9 protein-coding genes and 2 pseudogenes are annotated in these 12,845 nt (G+C 74.1%); 3 read left to right on the top strand and 8 right to left on the bottom strand.

Features of this window, described 5'->3' with window-relative positions; genetic code table 11:
- Positions 1-23 precede the first annotated feature (23 nt).
- Positions 24-1,355: an aldehyde dehydrogenase family protein gene (locus ACGFML_RS30710; RefSeq protein ID WP_393548885.1), complete on the top strand. Its 1,332-nt coding sequence runs from the start codon at positions 24-26 to the stop codon at positions 1,353-1,355.
- A gap of 68 nt (positions 1,356-1,423) precedes the next feature.
- Here the strand turns inward: ACGFML_RS30710 and ACGFML_RS30705 are convergent, their stop codons facing one another.
- From ACGFML_RS30705 to ACGFML_RS30685, 5 genes and pseudogenes are all read right to left on the bottom strand, one after another.
- Positions 1,424-3,475, bottom strand: a complete 2,052-nt coding sequence (locus ACGFML_RS30705; protein ID WP_393548884.1) for a DUF5107 domain-containing protein — start codon at positions 3,473-3,475, stop codon at positions 1,424-1,426.
- Between the two features lie 107 nt (positions 3,476-3,582).
- A complete protein-coding gene (locus ACGFML_RS30700; protein ID WP_393549000.1) occupies positions 3,583-4,392 on the bottom strand; it encodes an arginase family protein in 810 nt (269 codons plus the stop codon).
- A gap of 78 nt (positions 4,393-4,470) precedes the next feature.
- Positions 4,471-4,848 (bottom strand): glyoxalase superfamily protein, encoded by a 378-nt coding sequence (locus tag ACGFML_RS30695; protein WP_393548999.1) that lies wholly within the window; start codon positions 4,846-4,848, stop codon positions 4,471-4,473.
- Positions 4,849-4,881: 33 nt separating this feature from the next.
- A pseudogene (locus ACGFML_RS30690) lies at positions 4,882-5,406 on the bottom strand (GNAT family N-acetyltransferase); the annotation flags it as partial.
- A gap of 46 nt (positions 5,407-5,452) precedes the next feature.
- The gene (locus tag ACGFML_RS30685) at positions 5,453-6,901 is read right to left on the bottom strand and encodes a CoA transferase (protein WP_393548883.1); all 1,449 of its coding nucleotides are present in this window, start codon (positions 6,899-6,901) and stop codon (positions 5,453-5,455) included.
- 306 nt (positions 6,902-7,207) lie between these two features.
- On the opposite strand from ACGFML_RS30685, the pseudogene ACGFML_RS30680 reads away from it, so the two are divergent.
- Both ACGFML_RS30680 and ACGFML_RS30675 read left to right on the top strand, forming a co-directional pair.
- Positions 7,208-7,468 (top strand): annotated as a pseudogene (locus ACGFML_RS30680) (cytochrome P450); the annotation flags it as partial.
- A gap of 53 nt (positions 7,469-7,521) precedes the next feature.
- A complete protein-coding gene (locus ACGFML_RS30675) occupies positions 7,522-7,716 on the top strand; it encodes a ferredoxin (protein WP_393548998.1) in 195 nt (64 codons plus the stop codon).
- 87 nt (positions 7,717-7,803) lie between these two features.
- Here ACGFML_RS30675 and ACGFML_RS30670 read toward each other — a convergent pair whose 3' ends face one another.
- The 3 genes from ACGFML_RS30670 to ACGFML_RS30660 all read right to left on the bottom strand — a co-directional run bounded on the left by ACGFML_RS30670 (position 7,804) and on the right by ACGFML_RS30660 (position 12,755).
- Positions 7,804-9,630, bottom strand: a complete 1,827-nt coding sequence (locus ACGFML_RS30670) for a CocE/NonD family hydrolase (protein ID WP_393548882.1) — start codon at positions 9,628-9,630, stop codon at positions 7,804-7,806.
- A 177-nt stretch (positions 9,631-9,807) separates the two neighbouring features.
- Complete coding sequence (locus tag ACGFML_RS30665) at positions 9,808-10,740, bottom strand: LD-carboxypeptidase (protein WP_393548881.1); 933 nt, start codon at positions 10,738-10,740, stop codon at positions 9,808-9,810.
- Entirely contained in the window at positions 10,737-12,755 is a 2,019-nt protein-coding gene (locus ACGFML_RS30660; protein ID WP_393548880.1) for a S9 family peptidase, read from the bottom strand. The genes ACGFML_RS30665 and ACGFML_RS30660 overlap by 4 nt, the downstream gene beginning before the upstream one ends.
- Positions 12,756-12,845 lie beyond the last annotated feature (90 nt).

The raw sequence follows: 12,845 nt of genomic DNA, 5'->3' as shown, positions 1-12,845 counted from the left end.
TCGTTTCGTGTACGGTCGAGGACATGGCATCGCACACCCCCCTCCCCCACACCCCGGAGCCGGCCGCCGTCGTCGACCACCTCCGCCGCACCTTCGCCACCCACCGCACCGCCTCCCCCGCCTGGCGCCGCGGCCAGCTGGAGGCACTGCGCGCGCTGCTCACCGAACAGAGCGACGCGCTCGTGGCCGCGCTGGGCGCGGACCTGGGCAAGGGCCCCCAGGAGGCGTACCGCACCGAGATCGGCTTCACCCTCCACGAGATCGACCACACCCTCGCCCACCTCGACGAGTGGCTGATGCCCCGGCCCGCGCAGCTCCCCGACCGCCTGCTGCCCGCCACCGCCCACGTCGTCCGGGAGCCGCTCGGCGTCGTCCTGGTGATCGCCCCCTGGAACTACCCGCTCCAGTTGGCACTCGCGCCGCTGGTCGGCGCGCTGGCCGCGGGCAACTGCGCCGTCGTCAAGCCCAGCGAACTGGCTCCGCAGACCTCCGCCGCCCTCGCCCGGCTGCTGCCGCGCTATCTGGACGACGAGGCGGTCGCGGTCGTCGAGGGGGCCGTGCCGGAGACCACGGCCCTGCTGGAGCAGCGCTTCGACCACATCTTCTACACCGGCAACGGCGCCGTCGGCCGCATCGTGATGACGGCCGCCGCCCGGCACCTGACACCGGTCACGCTGGAGCTCGGCGGCAAGAGCCCGGTCGTCCTCGACGAGGGCACGGACCTGGCCGCCGCGGCCCGGCGGATCGTCACCGGCAAGTTCCTCAACGCCGGCCAGACCTGCGTCGCGCCCGACTACGTCCTGGCCGTCGGCGACACCGCGCAGGCCGTCGAACCGCACCTCGCCGAGGCGGTACACGCCACCTACGGAAGCGATCCGGCCACCGCCGAGGAATACGGACGGATCGTCAACACGCGCCACTTCGACCGGCTCACCGCCCTCCTGGACAGCGGGCGCACCGTCGTCGGCGGCCGGCACGACCGGGCCACCCGCTATGTGGCGCCCACCGTGCTCGCCGATGTCGCACCCGACGCGCCGGTGATGCGGGAGGAGATCTTCGGCCCCCTGCTGCCCATCGTCGCCGTCCCCGACCTGGACGCGGCCATCGCCTTCATCAACGAACGCGACAAGCCGCTGGCCCTCTACGCCTTCACCGAGTCCGCCCGCACCAAGGACCGGCTACTGGCCGAGACCTCCTCCGGCGCTCTCGCCTTCGGCATCCCGGTCGCCCATCTCACCGCCCCCGAGCTGCCGTTCGGCGGAGTCGGCGAGAGCGGGACGGGGCGGTACCACGGCGAGTACTCCCTCGACACCTTCAGCCACAGCAAGGCGGTACTGGACAAGCCGCTGGGGTGAGCGCCCGGCCCCGCCGGACGCCGCCCCGGCCCGTCGCACCGGGCCGCCCCTCCCCGCCGGCCCGCCCGTCACACCGGCCGCATCCGGAACTCGTACCGCTCCGGCAGCGGGTGCCGGTCGCGGGCCGCGGCGCGTACCTCGTCGGTGACCGGCCCGGGACCCGCGACGAGACGTTCGGCGATGGCGTACCAGGTGTCGCTGAGGGTCTCGTCGCCCTCCCGCAGGTCGGCGATCTCGAAGCCGGCGTCGAAGACCGCGCGGGCCGCGGCCGCCGCTCCCTGGGCGAGCAGGACCTGGGCGGTCAGCAGCCGGAACCGGCCGGCGGCCAGGTCCTCCTGGCGCAGCTGCGCCAGCAGTTCGCAGGCGTCGTCGGCCCGCCCCACGGCGATCAGCGCGGGGACCGCCTCCCGGGCGAGCGCCGGCAACACCGACCGCCAGATGCGTGCGGCCGTGTCCTCGGACGCCAGCGTCCGGGCGAACTGCGCCGCGCAGCCGAACGCCTCGGCGTACCGGTCGGCGGCCCGCACCCCATCGCCCGCCGCCGCCTCGGCGACGGCCAGGCAGTACAGCGGCAGGGCGTCCAGCGACAGCCGCCCGCCACCGGCCGCCAGGGCGCGCTCCCAGCTGCGCACGGCCTGGGCGCGGTCGCCGGCGTGCCACTGCGCGAGGCCGAGGTGGTAGTCGGTGGCCGGGCCGGGCAGCGCCGACTCCAGCAGATCGCGCCAGGCCGGGGCGACCAGCGCCGGGCCGGGGAGCGGGCCGTCGGGCGGCAGGTCGCCGGTCTCGAGCAGCGTCAGCCACGGCTGCTGCGCCGCCCCGAGGGTCGCCGCGTCGAACGGCGTGCCGGGCAACTCCAGTACCGCGCGGGCGACTTCGAGCGCCCCCCAGCCGGATCCGACGGCCAGCGTCTCCTTCGGCTCGTGGTCCGCGTACGGCCGCCAGGCGGCATGGGCGGCGTCGACGTCCGCCCGCGGCAGCGCCTGCGCCAGCCGCTCCGCGACCTCGGAGCGGGCCGCCGCCCAGTCGTCGCCGTGCACCGTCGCGGGATCCGCGGCCAGCGGCCCGTACGCCTCCAGCCACGTGAACTCGCCGCCCGCCTCCAGCGGGACGTGCTCCAGTTGTGTACGGGCCAGCCCGGCCTGGATCTCGGCATAGCCGCCGGTGCCCGGCTCGGTGAGCCACTCCTGCCAGCGCCGTCCGGCCCGTCCCGCACCCCACAGGAAGAGCTTGCGGCCGCGCAGCGTGTCGGTGGAGGTCTGCACCAGGCCGCGGCCGTCGCCGTCGAGCGAGGCGACCCAGCGGCGGGCGCCGTCGGGCACGTCGTAGAAGTAGTCCGCGGGGAACTCGCTGCGCAGCGGGTACGTCCGGTCGGCGCCGTCCGCGCGGGGCACCGGTACGCGCCGCAGGGACCGTTCGTAGCCGAAGTGCCAGGCCGCTTCGGCGGGGGCCAGCACCCGAGTGCCGTGGTCCTCAGGGACTGCGGTGTTGGACCACCAGTAGACCGGCACGGTGTGCTGGTGCGGATTGCGGATCCGCACGCCCACGTGGAGGAAGTCGGAGCCCTCGGGCAGCCACAGGTCCACCTGGAAGGGCAGGTCGCGCAGCCGCTCCCACTCCCACAGGCGGAGCATCTCCCCGCCGTCCGGTGCCGGGACGCGAGCGGCGTGCAGCGGGGCGCAGGACAGGGCGGTGTGGCCGGTGGCGCCGATGTTCCACTCGATGCCGCCGGAGAACCAGGCGCCGTTGAGCGCGAAGGCGGCGGGCTGCAACACCGGGTTGCGGTAGAGGAGTTCCCGACCGGACGCCTTGTGGAAGAGCGAGTGCACCCGGCCGCCGAGACCGGGCAGGACGGTGGCGCGCAGCCGGTCGTTCTCCAGGACGAGCGCGTCGAAGTCCGTGCTGCGGCGGTCGCGGCCGTAGCCGTCGCGCAGCCGCGCGGGCAGGATCGAGCGCAGCGGGCCGTAACCGATCTGGCGGGCGGTGTCGGCGGGGAGCCCGGCGCCCGGGGGGACGTCGATGCGGTGCACCTCACTCCCGGCACGCAGCGCCGGGAGCGGGTTGTCCGGGCCGACGGGGGCGGCGGGAAGGGTCAGGGTGGTGGGTCGCACACTCGTGGCCACGGCTGCCTCGCAGGGTTGGACCTGGCCGCCTCGGCTCCGGCGGCCTCCTGTTGACCATGGAACAGCGTCAGCGGCCGTCTGCACAGGGCTTCTTGCGGCAGCCGGGGTCAGGGTTGCGCAAAGACGTCCTCCAGCAGCCCGGCCGGCACGGCCGCTCCCTTCTTCTCGGGGTCGCGGTCCGGGTCGTAGATGGTGACGTCGACTCCGACGCAGCGGGGCGAGGCGGCCAACGGGGCCAGCAGGGCGCGGAGTTCGTCGGTGAACAGTCCGCCGGGATCGGGGCTGTCGACGGCCGGCATGACGGAGGGGTCGAGGACATCGGCGTCGAGGTGGATCCAGAAGCCGTCGAGCGACGACGCGTGGAAGCGGGTGAGCGTCTCGCGGGCCACCGCTCCGGGGCCGCGTCGCCGGATCTCGCCGACCGCGGTGTGGCTGATACCCAGCCCGGTCGGCTCCGGCAGGTCCTCGTCCGCGTCCCGGACACCCAGCAGGCTCAGGTCGTCGTCGCGGACGTACGGCCGCAGCCCGTCGATGTCCGTGAGGTCCGGCCGGCCCCGCCCGCTGATCAGCGCCACACCCTCGCCGGCCGTGGCGCCGACCGGGCCGGACACCGTCGCGTTGCCCGGGTGCCGGAAGTCGCCGTGGCCGTCGAGGTAGGCGACGCCGTAGCGGCCCAGTCGGCGCAGCGCGAGCACCGCGCCGAACAGGATGCTGCAGTCCCCGCCGAGCACCACGGGGAAGTCGCCGCCGCGGACGTGGCCTTCGACGCGGGCGGCGAGCTTGCGGGTGTATCCGGCGACGGCGGTGGCGTGGAACGCGCCGTCGCCCTCCCGCCACTCCCCCAGGTCGTAGCGCGGCGGCACCACCACGCCGCCCTCCAGCGCCCCGAGCCGCCGCAGCAGCCCCTGCTCCCGCAGTGCGCCGGCGAGCTTGTAGCAGCCGGGGACGGTGCCGGGCGCGGGCGGTGGGCCGGGGCGGCTCGGCCGCCGTGGGGTTCAGCCGCAGGGGCCGCCGGTGCTCTCCGCTCCGGGGACCGGCGGCTCATTGAAGCGCAGGCGGTTGCCGAAGGGGTCGGTCAGGGTCAGCGAGGTGCCGGTCTCGTCGTGCTCCAGCCCGGGGCGCAGATACGGGTAGTTCTTGCCCGCCAGTTCGGCGTGCAGTGCGCGGACGCCCGTCAGCTCCGTGTGGATCGTGGAGCCGGGTGTGGCGTCGCCGTGGTGCTCCGACAGGTGCAGGACCAGAGCACCGCGCGAGACCTGCATGTACAGCGGCATACCGGGCTCGAAGCGGTGCTCCCAGTCGACGGTGCAGCCGAGGTGGTCGACATAGAACTCGTGCGCCTTGGCGACGTCGAAGATCCGGAAGACCGGCACCGTGCGGCCCAGGACGGCCCGGCCGGCCTCTCCGGCGGTGAGCGCCCAGCGTTCGTGGTCGCACCAGGCGCCGTCGATGAACAGGAAGTCGGGGGAGTAGCCCTCCCGGCGGAATCCGGCGCGCTGTACCAGGGCGAGGGACGCGGTGTTGGCCGGCTGGATGTTGGCCTCCAGCCGGTGCAGCCCCAACTCCCCGAAGGCGTGGCCCAGTACGAGCCCCAATCCCTCGCTCATCAGGCCCCGCCCGGCGGCGTGCGCGAAGGCGCCGTAGCCGATGGCCCCGCTGCGGAAGGCGCCGTGGACGATGTTGTTGATCGTCAGATAGCCCACGATCCGGCCGGTGTCGTGCGCGCAGAACAAGAAGCCCTCGCGCACCGGTTCCTGGAGCCTGTGCAGGTAGCCGTCGTAGTCGGCGTCGGTGGCCGGCGGCGACAGCCAGGGGTGGTGCAGCCGGGTGCTCTCCCGGGCGAGTGCCGTGAACTCGTCCCGGTCGCCGGCGGTGAAGTGGCGGATGCCGACCCGCGGTCCGCGCGCGAGGTAGTGATCATCGGGCGTCATCGGGCGATCGTACGGAGCGGCTGCCGGGGCGGGCCAGCCCTACCGCTCACCCGTCCCCCTCCCCCGGTTGCCGCCAGACCGGCGCGTCCGCCCCGCACCGGCCCGGCGGCGTGGCCCAGGTGACCGGTCCGCCGTCGAACGAGACCGGCGGCAGGGCGTGGCGCAGCCGGCCCACCGGGCTGTCGGTGTCGCGAAGATGGCGCGCGGCGTCGTCCGGTGCGCCGCCCGCCACCGCCGGCGCACCGCCGGCCCGGCCTTCGGCGCCGTCCTCGCCCCATGGCCCGTGCACCAGCCACCGCGCGGTACGGGCCAGCGCCAGCGTCGCCAGGGCGGAGCCGCCCGTACGCGCCCGCCCGGTGAGGGCCCGCAGCACCGCCGCCGCCAGCAGATAGCCCGTTCCGTGGTCCAGTACCTGTGCGGGCAGTGCGCCCGGCGTGCCGTCCGGGCCGGCCTCGATCACGGCGATACCGGTGGCCACCTGCACCAGGCTGTCGAATCCCCGGCGGCCGCCCCAGGGCCCGTCCTCGCCCCAGGCGGAGAGCCGGGCCACGACCAGCCCGGGACGGCGCTCCACCAGGGCCTGGGGAGCGAGCCCGAAGCGGTCCAGCGCACCGGGGCGATAGCCCGTCACCACCACGTCCGCGCCGGCCAGCAGCTCCTCGAAGGTGGCCCGGCCGGACCGCGAGCCCAGGTCGAGGGCGGTGGAGCGCTTGCCGAAGCCGGTGTCGTTGTGGGCGTCCTGACTCTCCGGCAGCTGCGGGGCGTCGATGCGCAGGACGTCCGCGCCGAGCAGCGCGAGGGTACGGGTGGCGACCGGCCCGGCGATCACCCGGGTCAGGTCCAGCACCCGCAGACCGGCGGCGGGCAGTACCGGGTTGCCGGCGAGTGGCGGCAGAGGGCGGGGTGGCGTCCGGTCGCCGATGGCGTCCAGCGTCAGCAGGGGGTGCGCGGCCACCGCGGCGCCCTGCCGGTGGGCGGCCCACTGCTGGGCGGTACGGGCGACGACGGCCAGCCCGCCCGCCGAGTGGACGGTCTCCTCGATCTCCTCGGCCCGGCGGCCGGCGAGTTCGGCCCCGACCTGCGCCGCCCCGGCGTTCTCCGGCAGGCCCAGCGCGCTCAGCAACCGGGTGCGGTGGTGCGGATAGTTGGCGTGGGTGCGTACCCAGCCGTCGGCGGTGCGCCACATGCGGGAGAGCGGGGCGAACGTCGTGGGCGCCCGGCCGTCGATCCGCAGTCGCCGCTCGCTGACGAAGGCGGTCGCCACCGCCCCGTCGTCGACCCGCACGGTGGGCACCGTCCCGCCGTCGCGCTCGGCCGCCAGTTCCGCCGCGGCGAGGGCGCAGACGGCGACCGTGGAACGGGCCGGCGCCATGACCGGGAGTCGGGCGGGCAGCAGACCGGGCGGGCCGCTGTGCACGATGCGTCCGGTGAGCGCCGGGTCGCCGCCGAGAACCGACCAGGCCGCATCCGTACCGCTGTGCTGTGGTTCCACCATTTCGGCAGTGTGGCACCGAGTGCCATGTCACGGCGAGCGGACGGCACGCCGCGCCTCCCCGATTCGCGTCGGCCTCCCGGTCGGCGTTCCGCCGTCCCCCACTGCGCGACGCGGGGCCGCTCACCCGCGTCGCCCTCCACGACGGCCGCCAGGTCTGGGCGGTGACCGGTCACGCCGGGGCGCGGGCCCTGCTGACCGACCCCCGGCTCTCCTCCGACGGCAGAACCCGGCGTTCCCGATCCCGTTCGCGCGCCTCGAAAGGGCCCGGCGCGTCAGGAACCCGCCGATCGGCGTGGACGACCCCTCTCGCTGATCAACCGCGACGGCGCCGCCTGCCCGGCACCGGGCGATCTGGACCGGAGTCGCCCCGCTCGGCACCATGTGGCGTTCGGGTTCGGCATCCATCAGTGCCTCGGCCGGAACCTCGCCCGCGCGGAGAGGGAGATCGCGTTGCGCTCCCGCTTCACCAGGATCCCGGGTCTGCGCCTCGCCGCGCCCGCCGCCGAGATACCGTTCGAACCGCGTGACACCCTGCAGGGCATGATCGAACTGCCGGTGACCTGGTGACCGCCACCGGTGGCGGCGGACGGGCGACGGCGGACGAGGGGAAGGTATCCGGGATGCGGATCGACATCGACCGGGACATCTGTATCGGCGCCGGCCAGTGCGTCCTGACGGCGCCCAACGTCTTCACCCAGGACGACGACGGCTTCAGCCAGTTGCTGCCCGGCCGCGAGGACGGCGCGGGCGACCCACTCGTGCGGGAGGCCGCCCGCGCCTGCCCGGTGCAGGCCATCACCGTCACGGACGCCTGAGCCCGCACCGCCCTTGCCCGACCCGTCCGCCGCGGCACGGCCCGGGAGCAGCCGGGATCGACTGGGATCGACTGGGATCGACTGGGATCAGCCCAACGTGCCGTGTGTGACGGGCAGTTCCAGCACTCCGGTGTCCTCGGGGGCGTTGGTGACCGTCACCGGCTTCACCCCGCGATTGCCCGCGTAGGCCGTGTCGCTCGCGGCGATGACGAAACGCAGACGGTGACCCGGCTCGTAACGGTGCACGATGCCCGGGAGTTCCACGGTGAACGTCCGGGTCACGTCGGGCACCCGGGCCGGGGCCACCAACCGGTGCACCAGCGTTCTGGTGCCGTCCGGCGCGACGTCGTAGAGCTTCGCGAAGAGCACGAGCCTGTCGGCCGCGTCCGAGGAGTGCTGCACCCGCTCGGCCCTCGGCGAGACGACCTTCAGCGTCACCTTGGGCGCGCCCACCACATCCACCGGCCGGCCGGCCACCGGGGCGGACGTCCAGTCCAGATAGGTGCCCTTGATGTCGTACGGCGCGGGGTCGGGCAGGCCGAGCAGGCCGGCCAGCGAACTCTCCGAATGACTGGTGGGCACCCGCAGGTTGCGGTACTCCCGGCTGCCGCGCGCCACCTTCCGGCGGTCGTCGACCAGCTTGCCGTCCCCGGAGAGATACAGCTTCCGGCCGCTGCCCGCGGGGAAGGTGCGCGAGGTGGCGTAGGTGGGGCCCTCGGTCACCCAGTCCCGGTAGTACGCGAAGGCGGGGCCGGTGTCGGTGCCCGTCCGGTGGTGGAGGTAGCGGTCGAACCAGGCGAGGATCCGCTTGCCGACGTAACTGGTCTCCAGGTTGCCCTGGCCCAGGTCGAGTTCACCCTCGGCCGGGTCCTTCATACCGCCGCTGTGGCCCCACGCCTGCCAGATCATCTTCGCCGGAGTGCCCTGGGCGGCGAGGGTGCGGTAGGTGGCGGTGGCCTCGTTCAGATTGAACAGCGTGTCGGCCTGACCCTGCACCAGCAGGGTCGGCGCCTTGACCGACTTCAGATACGACACCGGGGAGACACTGCGGGCGTACGCCAGCATGGTGGCGGTCCGCTCCGCCGGATACGTCCGCGAATCCAGCAGCCGCTTGGTCTCACAGGCCGGCGCGACGAAGTGCAGGCAGCCCGCACCGCCCAGCCGCGACGGGTCCAGACTCGGGTTGATCAGCCCCTGCGCCTCCCCCATCAGGAAGAACCCGTTCGTCCACTGGTGCTTGTACGCTCCGGGCACCGGTCCGCTGACGCCCTGCGTACGGCCGGTGTTGTTGGGATCGAGGGAGTACGCGAGATCGTTCCAGGTGATCAGCGGGACAAGAGCGTCGACGCGGTGGTCGACGGCGGCGGTGGCCATCTGGATCGCCCCGCCGTAGGAGCCCCCGATCATGCCGACCCGTGGATCGCCCTTGCCGTCCCTGGTGACGTAGTCGACCGTGGTGCCGTCGTCGGCAGTTCGGGACCCCGCCAGGACGTCGACGAGCTCGCTCGCGGCCCGACCGTCCGCCTTGGGGTCGTCGAGGGAGATCGGGCAGCCGCTCCCGCCGAAGCCGAGACCGGAGTAGGCCAGGGCCACATAGCCGCGGGCGGCGAACGCCTTGGCGGTGGCGTCGGTCGAGCCGTCCGCCTTGCTGCCGCCGAAGCCGTTGGTGGTCAGCACGGCGGGCGCCGGGTGCGCGGCATCGACGCCGGCGGGGCGGTAGAGGTCCGCGTCCAGGGTGCAGTCTCGGTCGCCGGCACGGACGGTCAGCTTGAACGCGGTCACGGTGTACGGGTCGGCGGCGGACGCACTCGCGGGGGCGGCCAGGACGAGCGGCGCGGCGAGGGCGGTGCAGGCCAGCAGGGCGAGGGGGTTGCGGAGTACCGGGCGGGACACGGCACGGGACACGCTGGGCACGAATGACCTCCACAAGGACGGCCGTACCCACCAGTCGGTAACGGCGGCCTCATGTTGTGACACGAGTAACTGACGTGTCAACGCCCCTGACAGGAGTGACCGACAGGTGGTCATTTTTCTTTGACAGAACGTCAGTTTCTGTCAGAGAGGTGTCAGTTGACCGCATTTCTGCGGAGTTCAGCGGAGCGCGGGCCCTTCGAAGGTCAGCGTGCCGGCCGTGGCGTCCAGCTCCGCCATGACACCGAGCGGCAGCGTCAGGGCTGAGTCGCCGTGGCCGAACCCGAACTCCTCGACCACCGGCACCCCGAGCCCGCCCAGCCGGTCGGCCAGCACCTCCCGCACCCGCGCATACGGGCCGCAGTGCGCCCAGGAGCCGAGGACGATCCCGGCAACACCGTCCAGCCAGCCGGCCCGCAGCAATTGGGTCAGCGCCCGGTCGAGGCGGTACGGGGACTCCCCCACATCCTCCAGGAGCAGCAGCCCGCCCGCCGCACAGGGCCGGGCATGCGCGGTGCCCAGCTCGGAGGCGAGCATCGTCAGACAGCCGCCCAGGGTGACCCCACGGGCTCGTCCCGACACCAGCGGCCGGGACTTCGGCGAGGACACCGTACGGACCGTCGAGGGCGCGAAGAGGGTCCGCCGCAGCCCCTCCCGGGTGGCGTCGTCCTTGAGGAAGACCTCCCCCGCGACGGCCGGGCCGTGCAGTGTCGCCACCCCCGCGCGCACCGCGAACGCCTCGTGCAGCACGGTCACATCGCTGAAGCCGATCAGCGGCTTGGGCGCGGCGGCCCGGACGGCCCGCCAGTCCAGCAGATCGACCATCCGCTGGGCGCCGTAGCCGCCACGTGCCGCGAACACCGCCCTGACGGCCGGATCGCACCACGCCCGCTGGAGGTCACGGGCACGGTCCTCATCGGAGGCGGCCAGATAGCGCAACGTGGCGTGCGCACCCCGGGCATGGGGCGCGGCCACCGGGTCGAGGTCCCAGCCGCGCAGCACGTCGAGCCCGCGGTCCAGCCGCTCCGGCGCGACCGGACCACTGGGCGCGACGACCGCCACCCGGTCGCCCGGCCGCAGGCGCGGCGGCCGGACCCCCGGCGCCACCGTCATGTGCGCAGCTCCAGGGCCGGGATGTCGTCGCGGCGGAAACCGAAGGTCTGCGCGTACAGGGAGAGTTCGGCCTCCACGGCCCGCACGATGGTCTCGGCGCGACGGAAGCCGTGGCTCTCACCGGCGAAGGCGAGGTAGGCGTGCGGTATGCCGCGCCCCGCGACCTCGGCGAGGAACCGGTCGCACTGCACGGGCGGGCAGATCACGTCGTCCAGCCCCTGGAGCAGCAGGAACGGCGCGGTGATCCGGTCCGCGCGGTTCAGCGGCGAGCGCTCTCGGTAGCGCTCCGGGACCTCGGAGAACGGGCCGACCAGCGACTCGAGGTACTGGGACTCGAAGTCATGGGTCCCGCCCGCCGCCCAGCCGGCCAGGTCCAGGATGGGGTAGCTGATCGTGCCGCAGGCGTAGACGTCGGTGGCGGTGAGCGAGGCGGCGGTGGTCCACCCGCCCGCACTGCCGCCGCGGACCGCCAGCCGGGCGGGATCTGCGGTGCCCTCGTCGGCCAGGGCGCGGGCGACGGCCGCGCAGTCCTCCACGTCCACCACGCCCCACTGGCCGCGCAGCCGCTCACGGTACTCCCTGCCATAGCCCGTCGAGCCGCCGTAGTTCACCACGGCGACGCCGATGCCGCGGGAGGTGAAGTAGGCGAGCTCCAGGTCGAGCACCAGCGCCGCATGGCTCGTCGGGCCGCCGTGCGCCCAGATCACATACGGCGGCAACTCGCCTTCGGAACCGACGAATTCGGGGTGGTGCGGCGGATGGACATGCGCATGGACGTCCCGGCCGCCGGGCCCGGTGAAGGTACGGATCCGCGGCTCGGGGTAGTACGCCGGATCCACGGCGTCGACATGCCCGGCGGCGATCACCCGGGAGCGGCCGGTACAGGCGTCCAGCTCGACGATCTCGTACGAGCTGCGCGGCCCGGCGGCGATCCCCATGACGCGGCTGCCGTGCACCGCGAGGGTGGGGGCCCATTCCGTCCAGGGACCCGCCGAGTCGACCAGTTCGCCGGAGGCCGGGTCGAGGATCCCCAGGGTGGTGGTACCGCGACCGTGGATGACCGCGAGCGTGCCGTTGTCCAGGGGGAGGAACCAGCGCTGCCCGACGTTCCACAGCGGACCGGCGAACTCCTCCTCGCGGGCCGGGCACAGGCGCCGGCTCGCCACCACGCCGTCGTCCGCCGCGTCCGGGTCGATGCGCTGCAGCTCCCACCAGCCGCCGGGATCCGAGACGAAGAGCAGCGAGCCGTCGGCGGCCCACTCGACCTGGGCGACGGACTCACCGGCCCCGCCTCCCCCCGCACCGAGATTGCCGACGACCGGCCCGATGTCGTCGAACTCCCCCTTGGCGGTGATCCGGGCGAGCATCACCAGCGTGCCGTCCCAGGGCATCTGCGGGTGGTCCCAAGCGATCCAGGCCACGCGCCGACCGTCCGGCGAGACCCGCGGACCGGTGACGAAACGGTGCCGGTCGTCGCTCAACTCCCGCACCGAATCGCGATGTCCGGCCGCCGAACCGTCCAGCGGCACGGCGGCGATCACCCGGCGGACGTCCGTCGGCCGCTCGCCGGTGAACTCCTCCATGACGCACCACACCTCGCCGAGCTCCGGACGCAGCACCGGATCGACCCAGCGCAGCCCGTCGCCGGTATCCGACAGCGGGGTCAGCGGGCGCGGCGCCGCGCCGCCGTCCGGCTCGTAGGCGTACAGCCGCTGGTCGGCGAAGTCGCTGAACACGACGAGGGGGCCGCTCCCGGTGACCGTGCCGGCCCAGGGCTGGCCGCCGTACTCCAGCACCCGGCTGCGGACGTTCCACGGCGCGGGCAGCACCGACTCCGTGCCACCGTCAGGGCGCCGCCGGACCAGCGCCCGCCGGCCGCCCTCGGCGGGGCGCGGCTCCGTCCACCAGACCTCGTCGCCGACCACGCCGACGAACGCCGGGCGGCCGTCGTGGGCGGCTACCGTCCCGGCGTCCACCGGAGACGGCCAGGCACCGTAAGGAGCTGTGGTCACCATGCTGTCGTACCTCCTTCACCGGACACCGCCCGGTGCCCGCCCCATGCCCCACGACTGCCGTGGGCCCGCCCTGATTCCTGCCCCAGGGGT

The organism is Streptomyces sp. NPDC048650 (assembly GCF_043199095.1).
Lineage (GTDB): Bacteria > Actinomycetota > Actinomycetes > Streptomycetales > Streptomycetaceae > Streptomyces.
This window is presented reverse-complemented; position numbering and strand designations above follow the sequence as displayed.

Bases quoted from the DNA above. Each gene is read 5' to 3' on its own strand.
- ACGFML_RS30660 (WP_393548880.1), bottom strand. From the start codon at position 12,755: ATGGTGACCACAGCTCCTTACGGTGCCTGGCCGTCTCCGGTGGACGCC.
- ACGFML_RS30675 (WP_393548998.1), top strand. From the start codon at position 7,522: ATGCGGATCGACATCGACCGGGACATCTGTATCGGCGCCGGCCAGTGC.
- ACGFML_RS30685 (WP_393548883.1), bottom strand. From the start codon at position 6,901: ATGGTGGAACCACAGCACAGCGGTACGGATGCGGCCTGGTCGGTTCTC.
- ACGFML_RS30665 (WP_393548881.1), bottom strand. From the start codon at position 10,740: ATGACGGTGGCGCCGGGGGTCCGGCCGCCGCGCCTGCGGCCGGGCGAC.
- ACGFML_RS30710 (WP_393548885.1), top strand. From the start codon at position 24: ATGGCATCGCACACCCCCCTCCCCCACACCCCGGAGCCGGCCGCCGTC.